Genomic DNA, 15,446 nt, shown 5'->3' on the forward strand with positions numbered 1-15,446 from the left:
TCCCCCGTCACTGAAGTTTTACACACTCTCAGTAACGGATACGTTTTTCGAGGGCAAGGTCAAACGTGTCCGCACGTTCGCAATGGTCAATGCAGTTTACGTACCAGCTACGAAAAACCCGACACAACATATTAAATCGTTGAGTGACTGTCCTGAATGTGCGGTTCACGACATCGCGTGTTGGCAAACGGACGGGTGCACGCGCATGGCCGAAAGCGAAACACTTCGCCGGGGGGCTGTTCTCAGCATTGACGCATATCAACGTCGAAGGCGAAACATATGCGTATCTTTGCGAATGTGGGTGCGAGAGCAGGCGGCAGGCTTTCTAAGCATGGCGCACCATGGTTAGGAGCGGAAAGCAGTCGACCTCGCACGGTGGCCCTGGAAACGCCTGAGAGGTTACGTACGATGGCACACGAACGGTTACCCAGAGCGAATGCGCCGATGAAGAATGTCATCAACGCCGACACGTTGGTGTGGCGCGAGGATATCCGGAGGACGGCGTTCGAATACGCCGAAAGCGGTTCTTTTACCGACTGGCAAGCAATTGAGGTGGCGCTCCACTCGCTTTTTCCTGCTAGCCGCGTTGGCGATATCCTCGCGAGCCCGTTCTGTCGTTTGGACCTGAGTCAACGCCCGACTGGTCGATTCCCAACCGCTGGAGCCTGGCGATCCACGACCACCCGCTCCAGCTCGACGGGATCTACTATCGCTCGCGCTTTGCGAATGCCGAGTCGGTCGCGATCTTCAGCGACCGCGCAACGCTTGTTCAACGCGACCAATCCACCCCGCTCCTGCAGCACCCGCAGCTTGCGAGTTTTCTGGACCGATACGACATCGGTATCGCGATTTCGGGTGGCGCGCACTGGATGGCATAGGAAAGCGGATACAGAAATTGCCATGCACTCGCCAACGCCTGTCAGCCACGAATACGATTATACGACGCGCATACTGATTATTTTCACGCATGCGCTTGCCTCACGCTGGCAAGCGTTGTCGCCAGTTCGGCGGTGTTTCTCGATCGCGATGTTTATTGGAATTTCCAATTTGCGACAATGACGACAGCGGTTGACAGCCTAAGGTATGCGACCGCAGTAAAGTATCCGGGGCGTCAAGCCGAACCGCGAAACGCTCCGCCAGGTTGCCCGGTGCCACCCATGATGCTGAAGCAATGGCTTGAGCCGGATGCGGGGTGACCCGCACGTCCGGTTCTCAGGGGGCGGCGGCGCCGCTGCTACCCGACAAGGAATCGATTACGGTGGCCTACGCGATTGACGCAGGCGAGGTCGAATCGCTTGGCAAGATCGGCACAACCCAAACGGAGATCGATCGGCTTTGCAAGCGACTGCAGTCGAAGGCTTCACACGTGCGCGTGGTTTACGAGGCGGGTCCGTGCGGCTACGGGCTGCATCGGCAACTGACGCAGCGCGGCTTCGAGAGCATGGTCTGTGCGCCGTCGCTGATTCCCAGGAAACCCGGCGAGCGCGTCAAGACGGACCGGCGCGACGCCGCGAAGCTCGTTCGTTCTCTTCGCGCAGGCGACCTGACTGCCGTGTATGTGCCCGGTGTCGAAGACGAAGCCTTCCGGGATCTGGCGCGGGCGTGGGCAGCCGTCAAGGAGGATTTGCGGCAAGCCCGTCAGCGACTGAAGTCGTTTCTTCTCGCACATGGCGTGGGCTATACGGGGCGCGCGAACTGGGGTGAATCGCACCGACGCTGGCTCTCCGAGTACTCGTTCGCTAACGCCTGGCAACAACTGGCATTTGAAGAGCATCGGCGCACAATTGAGGATCGTCTTGTGCAATGTGGACGATTGGAGTTGGCGTTGCGAGATGCAGTTGTCAACTGGCGCTTTTATCCTGTGGTGCTGGCTCTGCAGGCGATGCGCGGAGTGCAGTTTGTTACGGCTGTCGGTAATGGTTTCAGAACTGGGAGACCTGTCGCGTTTCACGCATCCACGTCAGCTCATGGCATGGCTCGGTGTAACGCCCTCGGAGCATTCGTCGGACGGCAAGCGACGTCAGGGCAGCATCACCAAGACCGGTAACAGCTATACCCGCAAGCTACTTGTGGAAGCTGCCTGGAGCTATCGGCACATGGCACGCGTTGCGCCCGAGATTCAGCAGCGACACGAAGGGCTGCCCAAAGCGATTATCGATCGGGCGTGGGATGCTCAGTTGCGACTGTGCCGGCGATATCGCAAGCTCGTGGCCCGCGGTAAGAACGCCAACATTGCGGTCGTTGCCGTTGCGCGCGAATTGGCCGGTTTCATCTGGGACATTGCCCGACTCGCGATGGCGCTTGCATTGCCGCGTAGCGGGCAGTCCATATGAGACTGATGACAAGTCGGTAACCCCGCCTCTTCAACGACGCAATCGCGTTGGCCTTTGCCGCCGGTGTTTTCCATGTGATCTTGTCCACACCGGGGGTGTTCCTGCCTTTGTTTCAGTCACCCGCTTTACGGCTAATGCACGGCCGCTAAACGAGTGGGTCAGCAGCCATTGCAGGGCTTTCACCCTGTTATGGCGGCCGGCCTGTACCGCCTTTACCATACGCGACTGCAGCCTTCTTACCTGACGTTGAACATCGGCCCAGTTGATGCCGTCCCACGTCACGTCAGAAGGTGCACGCGCCCGTGTTGCTGCGCCCATTTGCTTTCCTTCCATGTAGATGGTTCTGCAAACTCTCTGGTGAGAAGAGACCATGAGGAAGTCTGCCCGCTTTCGCGTCGGGTGATGTTGCAACCCGTATCCCGTCCATTACAGCCGGGCATTCGCTTTTTCCCCCTTCCTGTGCCCGCACCGCCATGGGCAGACCTCGCAGCCTGCTGTCCCCGAAGGGAGCGATACGGGGTTTCCACGTTCCGCCTATGGAAGTACGTCGGGTTAGGTGCCTGCTCTGGGCCGGGAGGAATATGGGTCACGAAAAGCGCAATCGAAAGACGCTGTTCCCACCTCCGGTATCGTTTTGGTTCGAGCGCAATAGCCATTTCCGCTCGTTCAACATAACGACCCTATCGCAGATTCAAATGTTTTCACCATACCGACTATCTTGCACTCATCCAGCGTATGGCTGCCAGAAGGGTACGCCTCTCGCGATTGATACCCCGCACCTTGCGGCGCTTCGTTACGTTGTCAGAGCCGCTCTTGATTCAGGTTCCTAGATTCACCGGGTGACACCGGTGGTTCACTCCTTCCATGCAGCGAAAAGGGCGAACAACTTCTGTAAGCGACCTCGTGTCGCACTTCGACAATGTTGTTCAGGTACTTGATCTGGCGGACCTTGATCGGCGTCTCGCGATCGGCATTCACTGCATCCAGTGCGGCCAGATTGGAACCGCTTTTGTCGATGGTCACGGTCTCTGGCGTGCCATTATGGGCGATCGCCTTTTCAAAGAACCGCCGGGCAGCGACCTTGTCCCGCCGGGTCCTGAGCAGGAAGTCGACCGTGTCGCCCGCCTTGTCCACTGCCCGGTAAAGATATTTCCACTCGCCTTTGATCTTGATATAGCTCTCGTCCATGCGCCAGCTTTTCCCAACCGCACGCTTGTGCCTGCGGAACCTCCTTTCGAAGAGCGGCAGCAGTTTGATGACCCAGCGGTACACCGTCAAATGATCCACCGCGATACCACGCTCGTCCATCATTTCCGCAAGATTGCGCAAACTCAGCGAATAGGCCACGTACCATCGCACGCGCAGCAAAATCACTTCAAGCGGGTAGTGAAGGCGCTTCAGGACCTTGGCCAGGCCCGGCGCGAGTGTGGTTCGCGGTGTCTTCGTCTTCTTCATCGCACAGCTCAAAAATTCGCTACCCAATTTTAACTCCTCGCCCCGGCGCGAAATCGCCGGAGCAAGGTAGGTCCTATAACCGGCGAACCCGGGAAGTGGACCGAAGGCGAGAGGGTGGCGGATGGGTCCGTACTAGCTGTGAAGCCGGGTAACGCTGGTGGAGCGAAGGGGCCCTGCTGTTTGTAACTTCCTCGACAACATGGGAGGCAAGGACGAGATGACAAAGGCGTCCAGCAGTTTGCAGGACCTGAGGCTGGGAATATGGGTGGCGCCCGGCCAGCTTCTGGCGGCTTCTTCCTACATCACCTTCAGCGCCGCTTCGTTCGATTTGACGGATGCATCCCACATGTCATAAGTGTTCACGAAAAATCGATTTGAAAATCGGGGCCGTACTTGTTTAGCAGTGCGTTAAGTTCGGTGTCGATGGTCTCGCGTGTCCATGTCAGGGCGCTTCGCCATCGGTATTTCAGGTGCCGCCATACGATCTCGATCATGTTCAGTTCAGGACTGTAGGCCGGCAGGTAGAACAGGACCGTCTTATGTTCAAGAAGCCAACGTTGCCGTGTTTCCTCGCTGATACCGTGATGGATGCTCGCGTTGTCCAGCACGATTACAGTGGGCACTTAACCACGAGGCTTATGATAGAAATTCGACCGGATCTTGGCCGGACCTCAATACCTCGCGACGCCGATTCTCTTTTAGCGCGAGACGTAATAATATTCGCCGCATGCATTCGTTACGTGAATCAGTGTTATCCAAACAATCGATTTTTAGTCGACGTGAAAATGCCGCATAGTACGCTCCGCGATGTACAGTACTCCACATCACGAATGCAGATTTTCATGAGCTGCCTGAACGCAATTGGGCGCTGTCGGCGCGAATATGGCTGTGTCGCATTAGGTCGCTCTCGATGCCGCGTCCGGAGGCATGCTCAACGATTTGGTGACGACATGGACATGAAGGGTGTGATGACGGAAGAGGACGGCGGTGCGGCGCCTTCGCCAGGGGAAGCGGCCATCCTTGAGGAAGCATGCTGGCTGGCCGACTCGGGGCGCTACACCGACTTCACGGACATCGAGCACGTGCTACGTTTTGGTTACGGGCTGACGAGTGCGCGGGCTCTGCTTGACCGGTATCCGGTTCGCATGATGCTGAACCGCCGCTGCGCGGATGCCCGCGAGGAGCGGCTGGTAGGGCGGAGCAGCATGAGGTTCGGTGCTCATCCGATGGCAGAGGACGCATGACATCACGGGAAGCGCAGGACATTCTCCACGCGGCGTTCGTGGCCGCGGCTCTGATCGTGCAGGCCCAGCCGTACCGGAACGATGCGCACGCGCAGCGCCGGTTCGAGCACATTGTCAACCAGATCCTGTCGGAGCATGTGCCCCGTGGTATGAGCCTGGCGGAGTTTATTCAGTATGCCGGACGACCGGCCTCGGTCTTGTCGCAATAAGGGTTGACGTTGCCCGCGATTTTCGTATCCGCTAACCGAGCACTTATTATGCCGCTTCCTTTCGCTGTGCGGCGTGCCAGTCTTGTTCAAATTGCATCGGACTGACGTAATTCAACGCCGGGTTCGCCCTCGCCCTTGCGCCCGAGGAATCCACCCAGTGACGCGATCATCCGAATCATCTGGTTAAGCGTCGGTGGCTTTTTCGGGCGGGTTTCTTTGCTAGCACGTGAGCGCCGTGTATCTCGTCAGCATCAAAGAACAGCGAAGCATCCAGGTCCGGGCAGGTCCTGCCCAGCCGCATGAGCCGTGCGATACGCCAGGATACCACCATATACAGTACAAGCGCCTTCTCCACGCGCTCCAGTTGCGAGAGCTGCAACGTTTCAACCCGGCAGGCGTTCTTCAACACATTGAAGAACATCTCGATCTTCCACCTCGCGGGGTACCAGTCGATCAGTTCGGTGAGGGCATGTGCATCGGGCACTTCGCGGTTGCTCAGCAGGCGCCAGACGACGGGCTTCACGCCAGTGGGCGCATCCACTTCACATGCCTCAATGCAGCTCAGTTCGACGCCGCCGCGCCCGGGTAACTTCACGCGCTGTGCACGCAGTTCCTGCTTCACTTCACGCGCCTTCTGGCCATCCCGCCCGGGCAGCACGAAGCTGATCTGACCGAGCACCTCGCTCGCGTGCACCGTCTCCCACAGTTTTGCTTCGCCCTTGAGTGCGCGGTTGTGCTGGGAGCGGATCAGCCAGTCAGCCGGCTCGCCCAACTCCTGTGCACGCCGCATGAGCGCGGCGAATCACCCTCGCGATCGGCCACATATACCAGCCGCGTGCCCGACATGGATGCCGCCTGCTGTGCCACGATCTCATAGCTTTCGCATACGCCGCCACGCTGGCCGTTTTCGTGGCGCGGCTCGCGTGCCCACATCCACGCGTTCATGACACCCAGCGGCTCCCGATCGAGTGTGAGCGCGTAAGTAGCGTGAAGATACATGCCCACCTGCGCTTCGTAACTGAGCGGGCCGGCTCCCTCGATGTCCTGGCCGTTGAAGTTCAGCTCGGTCGTGTCAGCCACGCACAGGACTACCGGTAACTCGCCCGTGCGCGCTGCGGTGCGTTCCCAGTGCGGCTGCATCATGTCGCGCCAGTCAATCTGTTCATTGCCCAGAAAGCGGTATGCTGCAATCGTCTCGGCCCAGCCCTCACAGGCACCCGGAATACTCGCCGTGGGACGCGCGGCAAACCGCTTTAGCAATTCCTTCGCGCGACGATCGCGCCTCGGGTCACCCAGATCCAGTGTTTCAAATTCCTCGTCCACCCACGCTCCCGGCTCATTACGAATCTGCATTCGAAAAGTCGAGAGTAAACGCGAAATTCTGGCCGTTAACAACCCCCATCACGCCGGTGCATCGCTCAATACGCTTTCGGACGAACAGCTGCTACTGCACCACTTCTGTATAACGAGATGGGTTGGACCCGCGCGGGGGCATGCCTGACAAAGCACGGGGGATTTTCTTTCCCGATAAACGAGCGAGGCCCCTGCGCGCGTCTTTCATCAGGGGCCAGGCCATTGGCCTAACATGACCGGTTGTAGTGCCGCAGTCCTTCACCTTCTCACGCGCACCGACGGCCTTGCAGTCAGAAAGACAAAAACCACGCTTGATGCTTGCGATGAGCGGGGAAGCCCTTGTCGTGCTTTATTTTCCGTTTCCTGAAGCGTCCCCTGAAGGCTCATCTCGGTGCTCACTCGTGCGAGGGTTCTGGTCTGGAAGTGCGTGGCACCCATCCAATGTTTGAGCGTACCGAACACATGCTCAACGGTGCTGCGCCGGATCGTCATTGCGTCTGGATTCCGGTCGAGCCGTCGCTGCATGGCTTCCAGTATCTGTTCATGTTCCCAGCGTCGAATGCGTCGGTAGTCGCTTGGAGAACATCGCTCCTTCAGATGGCAACGCGGGCATGCGCTGGGCCAGTACACCTTCAGATTCATGCCATGTTCGACAGTCGTGAACCGATGAATGGCGCGCTCGCCGGCCGGGCAACGATAGACATCGTCTTTAGCGATGTAGATGAAGTCGCGCTTGGTAAAAAGGCCTTTCTTTCGGGATGCAGACGTCAACGGCTTCGGTACATATGCCTTGATACCCGAGAGTCCGCAGGTACGAATATCCGGGCCACTGAAGTAGCCCCGATCGGCTAGCACCCTGAGTCCGGATTTGCCCATCGCGTCTCTTGCTGCGAGCGCGACCTTGCTGAGCTGCCCGTGATCTCCTCCGACCTTGGTCACCTCGTGTTCAACGATCAGGTGATGTTTCGTGTCTACGGCGGCCTGTACGTTGTAGCCGACTATTCCGGTCTTTTTGCCGCTGCTGGTCATCGAACGCGAGTCGGGATCTGTCAGTGACAGCTGTCTGTCCGGTTGCGTCTTCAGTTGTTTCCGGATCTGCTCGAGTTCGCGCATCCGTTGCCGCAGCAAAGCGACCTTCTCATGCAGGCGTACGGTCTTCACATCGAAACCGGTCGGACTGACGCGATCCGCGGTCTCAATCGCGTCGAGGTACCGCTGGATACTCTCCTCGATCTGCTGCTGACGCTTATCGATCTTGCCAGCGGTGTAGTTCCGGTCGCGGCTGTTTAGGACTTTGAACTTGCTGCCGTCGATGGCCACCATGTCGCTGGAAAGAAGCTTCAGGCCGCGGCACAGTTCGACGAAGCGCCGGCACACGTTGCGAATGGCGGCACCATTGTCGCGGCGGAAGTCTGCGATCGTTTTGAAGTCCGGTGCCAAGCGTCCCGTCAGCCACATCATCTCGAGATTTCGCTGGCATTCCTGTTCAAGACGCCTGCTGGAAGGCAAGCGATTCAGATACCCGTAGATGTAGACCTTGAGCATCACTGCAGGATGATAAGACGGCCGACCGGTGAGAGCGGGCGAAGCCCCGTCGAAGCCGAGTTCCGCAAGATCGAGTTCGTCGACGAACACGTCTATGATCCTCACCGGATTGTCCTGCCCGATGTAGTCATCGATGCATTCGGGAAGCAGTGCGACCTGCTTGCGGTCATCGCCTTCAACGAATCGCTTCATGAGTCACCCGATCTCAATGCGTTGATTCAGTTTAGGCGATGAGGTGCGTTTTCACACACCCTTATATGGACACCGCCCGGTTTGCCAAGTTGATCTTGATGTGATGTGCTAACGAGGTGTCGGCTGCGGTCTTATATGCGGCCTTTTGCAAGCCGAAGCTGCGGGCCCTGATGGAATACGCCAGGAACGTCCTCATCTCGGCCACGTACTTGTCAGTACAAGGGTGTGTTCAGGCTTGCGTTCCTGCGGTCCGACCTGTTTCGCCATCACATGTTAATCAACCTCAGCAACCTATCGAGACTGCGGTCTTGGATTTACTGCTTCCCTGCTAAACAGATTTCACACTGACGTGATGCTTCTCGTACGTGCCGCCGCGAGCGAGAATTGCCCAAGCGATGCGTGCGATTTTGTTGGCCAGGGCCACCGCTACTACATTGGCCGGTCGTCGCTCCCGAATTCCTTTCTGCCATGCTGTTGGAACCTTGGTGTGACACATCACCGAGCGCGCACCGTGGATTAGCAGGGTGCGCAGGTAGGGGTCACCTCGCTTCGAGATTGAGCCCAGCCGGACCTTGCCTCCGGTGCCGCTTTGCCGTGGAACGAGTCCGAGAAACGACGCAAATTCGCGGCCAGATTTGAACGTCTTTGCATCCCCGATCGTAGCCGCCAGCGCTGTTGCAGTCAGTCTGCCGATGCCAGGCACTTCAGCGATTGCACGGCACGCCGTTTCCTGCTTGTGCCAGACGCCGATCCGTTTCTCAAGCTGCTCAATGTCCTGCTCAATCCCGTCGATACGCCTCAACTGGTCCTGCAGGCTGGAAATCATGATTCCGGGCAGGACGCATTCCAGTTCGGCCATGCGTGCGCGGATCTCATTGAGTCCGGCGACGCGACCGGCTCGGAACGACACACCGAACTCGTAGAGGAGACCTCTCAGCTGGTTCACCTGCATGGTCCGGAATTTGATGAGCAGCGAGCGCATCCGATGAAGACCGAGCATGGCCTGCTGGTCTTCTGTCTTCATTGCCACGGTTCGCATCCCCGGCTGCTGAACCGCTGTCCAGATCGCCCGAGCATCTGCTGCGTCGGTCTTGTTCGTCTGAACGAACGGTCGAATGAACTTCGCATGCAACAACACCACCTCGTGTCCGAGCGCCTGGATCTTGCGGGCCCACCAGTGCGCACTGCCGCACGCTTCAAGCGCTACAAGACCGGCCGGCCGTTGGGCGAGAAACGTTATCAACTCGTCGCGCCGAAACCGTCGATTGGATACCTCACCCGTTTGCGCGTCGACCCAGTACATCTGGAAGATCTGTTTTGCAACATCCAGTCCGTATGTCGTAGCATTCATTTGGGCCCTCCGTTCCTCAAGTGGACGTGTCGAAACGCCACTCTGGCACATTGATGCCATTCGGTTCTGGAGGGCCTCCGCTTTCCTGCCGGACCCTACCTCCCCGAATGGAGGGCGGCGTCCATTCCATCTCGGCCAGTCGACTTCACACTCACAAATGAGATGTTTTGTTTGTCGTTGAAAGAAAATCTTTCTGTGCATGGCCGGTTCCCCCGGACGCGCTGCGAGCCTTGGAGTCGAGCGCGCGCCACCCGGGCTTCTCGGCTGCTGCAATGGAACTGAATGTTACGCCCACCGAGGTTGGTCAATTCGTTCTCAGTCTCGAAGAATGCCTCGACGTACCGCTGTTCCACCGCGCTACCGGCGGGCGACCGCCTCTTGTACTAACGGCCGTCGCCCTTCGGGCGCTGCCTAACATCCGCGAGGGGTTCGATCGGTTGAATCTGGAATTTGCGCGACTAAAGAAGGGGCTCGGCTGTGGGCGTGTTGACGCTGACCGTTAGGCCGGCGTTCGTCGCGAAATGGCTTCTGCCGGGCATTGATCGCTTCCAGAACCGCTGCGTGTCGACGCCAGCCATCAAGTTGATGGATTTCAGAGCAAAGGAAGACCGCCCATCATCCCGCCATACTCATAGCACGCTGTGGCACATCGCATGACTGGACTTTCCGGCGCGCAATCGAGACGATCATCCGATAAGAACCAGTACTCTCTTTTCCACGCGGAGTGAGCCTACCGCCGGTAATTTTACCTGCAAAAACAGGCTTTTCTCCATCGCGAATCATCAATATGATTGATGCACTCAAAAAAATTAACGGCTTATACAGAGCGGATATGCGCTGTTAGGATTCTCCCGTCGTCACCGCGGAGCCGAGTATGAGCGAAGATTTAGATGTCGTCCAAGCAAATCGTGTCGACACCGGGGTTGAGCCAGTTAAAGGCGATGCGTTTGATGCTAACCCCCCTGGTTCCAAGCCGTCTTCGCGACCTGTTGCCAGCGTGCTCGCGGCTGCCATGGCTATCGCGTCGATGTGCAGCGTGCAGCTTGGTGCTGCATTGTCGCGACCCGTGACAATGCAATACGGTACGCTCAGCACGACTTGGCTGCGTCTTTGTTTCGCGGGCTTGGTGCTCGCGATCGTGGTGCGACCGCCGCTCCATACCTACTCCCGACAGCGCTGGAGCGCCGCTTTCGTCCTCGGTAGCGCCATGGCCGGCATGACACTGTGCTACTTCGAAGCCGTGCAGCGCGTGCCCCTTGGTCTCGCAGTCGGCATCAGCTTCATTGGTCCCCTCATCGTCGCGACGGCCGGCATTCGCAGATTCCGGATGCTAGTGTGGCCCATGGTGGCGATGGTCGGCGTCGTCCTGATTGCGCGGCAGGACGGCATGTGGACCACCTCGTTAACCGCGCTGGTCTTTCCGGCTGGGGCTGCGCTCGGATGGGCAGCCTACATCGTGATGATGAAACGAGTCGGCACGCTGTTCGATGGCCTGCAGGGGCTCTCAATGTCGCTGATCGTCGCGGCCCTGGTCACCACGCCGTTTGGTCTTGCGCAAAGCGGTGGCCATCTGCCCGCCGCGCAATTGATTGACGCCGCATATCTCGCGGTACTCGTGCCGCTCCTGCCCTACGTCCTCGAGATGCTCGCGCTGCGGCGCATGACGGCGTCCGCGTTCGGCATTCTGATGAGCATCGAACCCGCCATTGCTGCCGCAATCGGTTTTGTCGTCCTCGGTCAGCCTATGCTGGGCTTGCAAAACATCGGCACGTTGCTCGTGATCAGCGCCAGCATAGCCTGCTGCCGCCAAGAATAGGCCGGCGTTGCCGGCAGGTGGATCGTCGTCTCGCACTGCATTTTCTTCCGCGTATTCGGATGTTGCCGAGACACTAACTGCGGATGATTCGCGTCGTCGTTGTATGTGTCGCGCTTGCGATGCTGTTTCCCTTCATGTGGTTTTACTGGAGACTGAAAATGGCCCACCAAGATCGTGCCCGTTTCGAACTGGTTGCAGACTGTGAAATGCAGGCGCTCTTTTCCGCCTCGCCCGACACCGCCGCGTTTCACCGTGGCGAATGGATCGACCGCGAATACTATCGGCGGCATCTCGTCGAGACAGTGCTGCGCATCCGCCTGAACAATGAAGTCGATGCATTCGCGCTCTACAAGATCGGCTTCAAGGACAATCAACTCGCGCAGATCCTCGCGCAATACCTCGCCGAGGAATACGGCCACGAAGGACTCTTTCTGCGCGACATCGAAAAATTCGGCCTCACCGCCGAACAGATTGACACCATTGAGCCGCTCCACTCGACCAGGAAGCTGATCAATTATCTGTATCTCAGCATCGAACGCGATGGCCCATTGCCGACGATGGCATGGAACTGGTTCGTCGAATGGTATTCGGACCGCTACAATAAGACGATCACCGAGGCTGCGGGTCGAGCCTTCGGGCACCACACCGTTAAGGGTTCGCTTGGCCATATCCAATACGACGAATCGCACGACCACGACGATCTGATGTGGGGCGCCGTCCAGCGCGCGATCGACGGATGGGGTGGCATCGACAAGGCAGAAATGCATCTTCGCAACTTCATCGGCTTGGTCGGCGATTACTTCGACGAACTGAAGGCAGAAACCGGGCGCCAGTCGGACGTGGTCGTTGCATGAGGAGCGCATCGTGGCTATTGTAGTAGTGGAGCCTGTCTCATCGGGGACCGCGCTGATCGCTGCAGCGCAGCGGCTCGGGCACCCGGTACACGTGTTCTGCGCAGATACCCGCATCGTGCCGCCAACGCACCTACGGACCGTGGCGTCGCTGACGAGTGTCGACACTGGCTCGGCTGATGATGTCGCTGCAGCAGTGCGGACAGTCGGGGGCATCGACGCGCTCGTTCCCGGCTTTGAGTACGCGGTCGACGTCGTCGCGCAGACGGCCGCGCAATTGGGGTTACCGCATCTAGCGCCCGAAGCGGCCGCGCTCACACGTGACAAATACCGTAGTCGTCAGCGACTCAGCATGGCCGGGCTCGCTGTACCTCGTTTCGCGCCGATCGCAAAGCGTGGCGACGTCGCCCGCGCGGCGGCGCACGTCGGATTTCCGGCCGTCGTGAAGCCGGTCGATGGTTGCGGCAGCCTACTGGTGCGCCGCGTCGATTCGCTCGCGCAGTTGCACGCGACGATCGACAGCGTTGCGCATCGATCTGTTCCGGACATGGGCCGCGAAGTTGGTCAAGCGATGATGCTTGAACAGTATCTCGACGGCCCGGAGTACAGCGTAGAAGGTTACGTCGGTCCGCTCGGTCCGCGCATGCTTGCCATTACCGAAAAGATCCTCGGGCCCGAGCCCTACTTCGTCGAGATGGGACATGTGGTCGACGCTACGCTCGACGACCGCGACCGAGCTCGGCTGAGCGCGTATGTCGAAACGGTGGCGAGAGAGATCGGCCTGACGCTGGGCGTGTTTCATGCGGAAGTGCGCATGACGCGCGACGGTCCCACGCTGATCGAAATCGCCGCGCGGCTCGGCGGCGACCGGATCTACCGGCTCGTTGAGCTAGCTAAGTCAATCTCGCTACCGGAAGTCATGCTCCGTAGCTATCTCGGGGAATGGGACCCGGCCCCGGGATACCGCCACGGGCGGAGCACCCGGGTAAGCGGCGTCCGGTTTCTCGCACCCGAGGCAGCCGGGCCGTTCGTCGGTGTCAGCGGGCTTGACAATGTGCGTGCGCAGCCTGGCTTCCAAGAAGCGGAAATCTATCCGCGCATCGGCGACTGGGTATCGCCGCCGACCGACTTCCGCGGCCGGGTCGGCCACGTGCTATTTACAGCGCCCGATCGCCCCACGCTCGAACGCCGACTGAACGACGCGCAATGCGCGCTCGAAATGGGGTTGACATGCAAGGTCCATTGAAGGACGAGTCGCGATGACGTATACCCCCTTCCCCCGCCGTACCCGAAGTGTCGTAATGAATCGCTGGTCCGACGATTTTGCCGCCTATCACCGATACATCGATCACGACGCGCACGACGTTGCCTATCTGTGCACACCGGAAGGCGCGAAAGCTCTCGAAGCGACGCGCATCTCGCACATCGAGATCCTCCCGGACTTCAACGATATACACAGGCTGCGCGTGGCATTCGACGCATGCCGTACTAGGCTGAACGGTGTCGACCGACTGATCGCGCTGTCCGAATTCGACCTGCTCGCCGCGGCACAGCTGCGGGAAACCTTCGACGTCCCGGGCGACCGGCCCGCCACCGCAGCACGCTTTCGCGACAAGACGGTGATGAAGCGCGTCGTCAGTGCGGCCGGTCTGCGCGTGCCGCAGTTCGTCGAATTGAACGATCGGGAGGACGCGCTCGCCACTGTCGCCGGACTGCGGCATCCGCTTATCGTCAAGCCGCGAACCGGCGCGGCAAGCATCGGTGTCCACCGGGTCGATTCGGTGGAACAGTTCGGTGCGCTCCTGCCCCGACTTACGGGCACTTCGTACGAATGCGAGGAGTTCATCGAAGGGCCGATCTATCACGTTGACGGTATCGTCTTGAGCGGCAAGCCGTTGCTCATCCGGGCGTCGCGCTACCTTAACTCATGCCTTGACTTCGCCAATGGCAAACCGCTGGGGTCGATAATGTTGCAGCCTGGACCGTCGAACGACGAACTACTCGCGTTCGCGCAAACGAGTCTCCGCGCCCTATCGCTGGTGGACGGCGCCTTTCATCTCGAAGTGATTCGCGGCTCCGACGGCCTGTATTTCCTTGAGATCGGCGCGCGCGTAGGCGGCGGCGAAATTCCGTTCCTGTTCCGCGATCTCTACGGCATTGACATCTTCAGCCTGTGGGTCCGTCAGCAGCTCAACTACGGGACGTCGCTTGCATCCGAGGCAGGCGTGGGTGCAGCGGCCCGCTCCACCGAGCTAGGAGGGTTTCTGCTGCTCCCCGAGGCGACCGGCAGCCGCCTCTTGCGAGCCGTTGTCCCGGACGGTATCGCACCGCTGTATGCGGCCATTACGCCGAAGGCAAATCATGTCTTCGACGGCAAGGGCGGCTACGACGAGATCCTCGGCCGGTTTCGCTACCGCGGTCGATCGGAAGATGAGATTGATGCAGCGATCGCCGCGACCTTGGAGCGCTTCCAGTACGAGCTCGGCGATATCGATGCCCCTAGCCGCCCCGCTTGGCCGCGCGGGCATTGGCATGATGGCTATCCGTTGCCCGAAAATGCGCCATCACGCTGCCGATGAGGCGCTCGTTGGAAGGAGAGAATGAACGCGACGAAATCGCTTTACCACGGCCAGCGGTTCCCTGCTGTTATGATCAGCTGCGCTGTTGACGGACACTTCTCGTTCGGAGCGAGGCGGCGTACTCAGGTACGGAACCAACGATTCGTTGCTGGCATGTCAAGTCCGGCTATCGATTGGCTCGGTGCGCTAGGGCGGTTCGGTAGAAACCTCGCAGCACTAGGCATTTAGAAGTGGTGTTTGTGACGCCGCGCGACGAGACGTATGTGGTGGGGAAACTGCTCGATGAGCAGGACATGCAAACCCGGCGTGCTGGAGCAAAGCGTCGCCGACCAATCGCGCAGCTATCCCGCGGCAAGTGGGAATTCCTGGACTCCCTAGCAGGTTGCTGAAGTACCGCTGAAACACGTCATCGCGCAGAGTTCGTGAAGCGTTGATAGATGAACCACCACTTGCCCACTGGAGATCATGGGCGGCGCCGACACGTTCACCGAGAGTTTGTTTTCCGTACGCAAGCTGGA

At 59.2% G+C, this 15,446-nt stretch carries 9 protein-coding genes and 5 pseudogenes; 8 read left to right on the plus strand and 6 right to left on the minus strand.

Annotated elements, in window-relative coordinates:
• Nucleotides 1-1,231: 1,231 nt before the first annotated feature.
• Nucleotides 1,232-2,333, plus strand: a pseudogene (locus tag AB3X94_RS38580) (IS110 family transposase).
• Nucleotides 2,334-2,363: 30 nt separating this feature from the next.
• Here the strand turns inward: AB3X94_RS38580 and AB3X94_RS38585 are convergent.
• The 3 genes and pseudogenes from AB3X94_RS38585 to AB3X94_RS38595 form a co-directional block, all read right to left on the minus strand.
• Nucleotides 2,364-2,705 carry a reverse transcriptase N-terminal domain-containing protein gene (locus tag AB3X94_RS38585; protein WP_368594048.1) on the minus strand — a complete coding sequence of 114 codons (342 nt, stop codon included), beginning with the start codon at nucleotides 2,703-2,705 and terminating at the stop codon, nucleotides 2,364-2,366.
• A gap of 540 nt (nucleotides 2,706-3,245) precedes the next feature.
• Nucleotides 3,246-3,788 (minus strand): annotated as a pseudogene (locus AB3X94_RS38590) (IS6 family transposase); the annotation flags it as partial.
• Between the two features lie 359 nt (nucleotides 3,789-4,147).
• Nucleotides 4,148-4,411 carry a transposase gene (locus tag AB3X94_RS38595; RefSeq protein ID WP_368594049.1) on the minus strand — a complete coding sequence of 88 codons (264 nt, stop codon included), beginning with the start codon at nucleotides 4,409-4,411 and terminating at the stop codon, nucleotides 4,148-4,150.
• Nucleotides 4,412-4,756: 345 nt separating this feature from the next.
• On the opposite strand from AB3X94_RS38595, the gene AB3X94_RS38600 reads away from it, so the two are divergent.
• Together AB3X94_RS38600 and AB3X94_RS38605 are read left to right on the plus strand one after the other, a co-directional pair.
• Nucleotides 4,757-5,032, plus strand: a complete 276-nt coding sequence (locus tag AB3X94_RS38600) for a hypothetical protein (RefSeq protein WP_368614280.1) — start codon at nucleotides 4,757-4,759, stop codon at nucleotides 5,030-5,032.
• Nucleotides 5,029-5,241, plus strand: coding sequence for a hypothetical protein (locus tag AB3X94_RS38605; protein WP_368594050.1), 213 nt, complete (start codon nucleotides 5,029-5,031; stop codon nucleotides 5,239-5,241). The genes AB3X94_RS38600 and AB3X94_RS38605 overlap by 4 nt, the downstream gene beginning before the upstream one ends.
• Nucleotides 5,242-5,351: 110 nt before the next feature.
• Here AB3X94_RS38605 and AB3X94_RS38610 read toward each other — a convergent pair.
• From AB3X94_RS38610 to AB3X94_RS38620, 3 genes and pseudogenes are all read right to left on the minus strand, one after another.
• Nucleotides 5,352-6,543, minus strand: a pseudogene (locus AB3X94_RS38610) (IS4 family transposase); the annotation flags it as partial.
• Nucleotides 6,544-6,969: 426 nt separating this feature from the next.
• Nucleotides 6,970-8,331 (minus strand): annotated as a pseudogene (locus AB3X94_RS38615) (IS1182 family transposase); the annotation flags it as partial.
• Between the two features lie 328 nt (nucleotides 8,332-8,659).
• Nucleotides 8,660-9,682: an IS110 family transposase gene (locus AB3X94_RS38620; RefSeq protein WP_368614278.1), complete on the minus strand. Its 1,023-nt coding sequence runs from the start codon at nucleotides 9,680-9,682 to the stop codon at nucleotides 8,660-8,662.
• Nucleotides 9,683-9,849: 167 nt separating this feature from the next.
• Here AB3X94_RS38620 and AB3X94_RS38625 point away from each other — a divergent pair.
• The 5 genes and pseudogenes from AB3X94_RS38625 to AB3X94_RS38645 form a co-directional block, all read left to right on the plus strand.
• Nucleotides 9,850-10,234, plus strand: a pseudogene (locus AB3X94_RS38625) (LysR family transcriptional regulator); the annotation flags it as partial.
• A gap of 322 nt (nucleotides 10,235-10,556) precedes the next feature.
• Nucleotides 10,557-11,498: a DMT family transporter gene (locus AB3X94_RS38630; RefSeq protein WP_368594051.1), complete on the plus strand. Its 942-nt coding sequence runs from the start codon at nucleotides 10,557-10,559 to the stop codon at nucleotides 11,496-11,498.
• Between the two features lie 158 nt (nucleotides 11,499-11,656).
• Complete coding sequence (locus AB3X94_RS38635) at nucleotides 11,657-12,352, plus strand: iron-containing redox enzyme family protein (protein ID WP_176369594.1); 696 nt, start codon at nucleotides 11,657-11,659, stop codon at nucleotides 12,350-12,352.
• Complete coding sequence (locus AB3X94_RS38640) at nucleotides 12,345-13,595, plus strand: ATP-grasp domain-containing protein (RefSeq protein WP_217710346.1); 1,251 nt, start codon at nucleotides 12,345-12,347, stop codon at nucleotides 13,593-13,595. Before AB3X94_RS38635 ends, AB3X94_RS38640 begins: the two co-directional genes overlap by 8 nt.
• 55 nt (nucleotides 13,596-13,650) lie before the next feature.
• Complete coding sequence (locus AB3X94_RS38645) at nucleotides 13,651-14,928, plus strand: acetyl-CoA carboxylase biotin carboxylase subunit family protein (protein WP_368614279.1); 1,278 nt, start codon at nucleotides 13,651-13,653, stop codon at nucleotides 14,926-14,928.
• The last annotated feature ends 518 nt before the right edge of the window (nucleotides 14,929-15,446 follow it).

The sequence above is a fragment of the Paraburkholderia sp. BR10923 genome, assembly GCF_040948765.1.
Taxonomy (GTDB): domain Bacteria; phylum Pseudomonadota; class Gammaproteobacteria; order Burkholderiales; family Burkholderiaceae; genus Paraburkholderia; species Paraburkholderia youngii.

Bases quoted from the DNA above. Each gene is read 5' to 3' on its own strand.
- AB3X94_RS38585 (WP_368594048.1), bottom strand. From the start codon at position 2,705: ATGGTCTCTTCTCACCAGAGAGTTTGCAGAACCATCTACATGGAAGGA.
- AB3X94_RS38600 (WP_368614280.1), top strand. From the start codon at position 4,757: ATGACGGAAGAGGACGGCGGTGCGGCGCCTTCGCCAGGGGAAGCGGCC.
- AB3X94_RS38605 (WP_368594050.1), top strand. From the start codon at position 5,029: ATGACATCACGGGAAGCGCAGGACATTCTCCACGCGGCGTTCGTGGCC.
- AB3X94_RS38620 (WP_368614278.1), bottom strand. From the start codon at position 9,682: ATGAATGCTACGACATACGGACTGGATGTTGCAAAACAGATCTTCCAG.
- AB3X94_RS38630 (WP_368594051.1), top strand. From the start codon at position 10,557: ATGAGCGAAGATTTAGATGTCGTCCAAGCAAATCGTGTCGACACCGGG.
- AB3X94_RS38635 (WP_176369594.1), top strand. From the start codon at position 11,657: ATGGCCCACCAAGATCGTGCCCGTTTCGAACTGGTTGCAGACTGTGAA.
- AB3X94_RS38645 (WP_368614279.1), top strand. From the start codon at position 13,651: ATGAATCGCTGGTCCGACGATTTTGCCGCCTATCACCGATACATCGAT.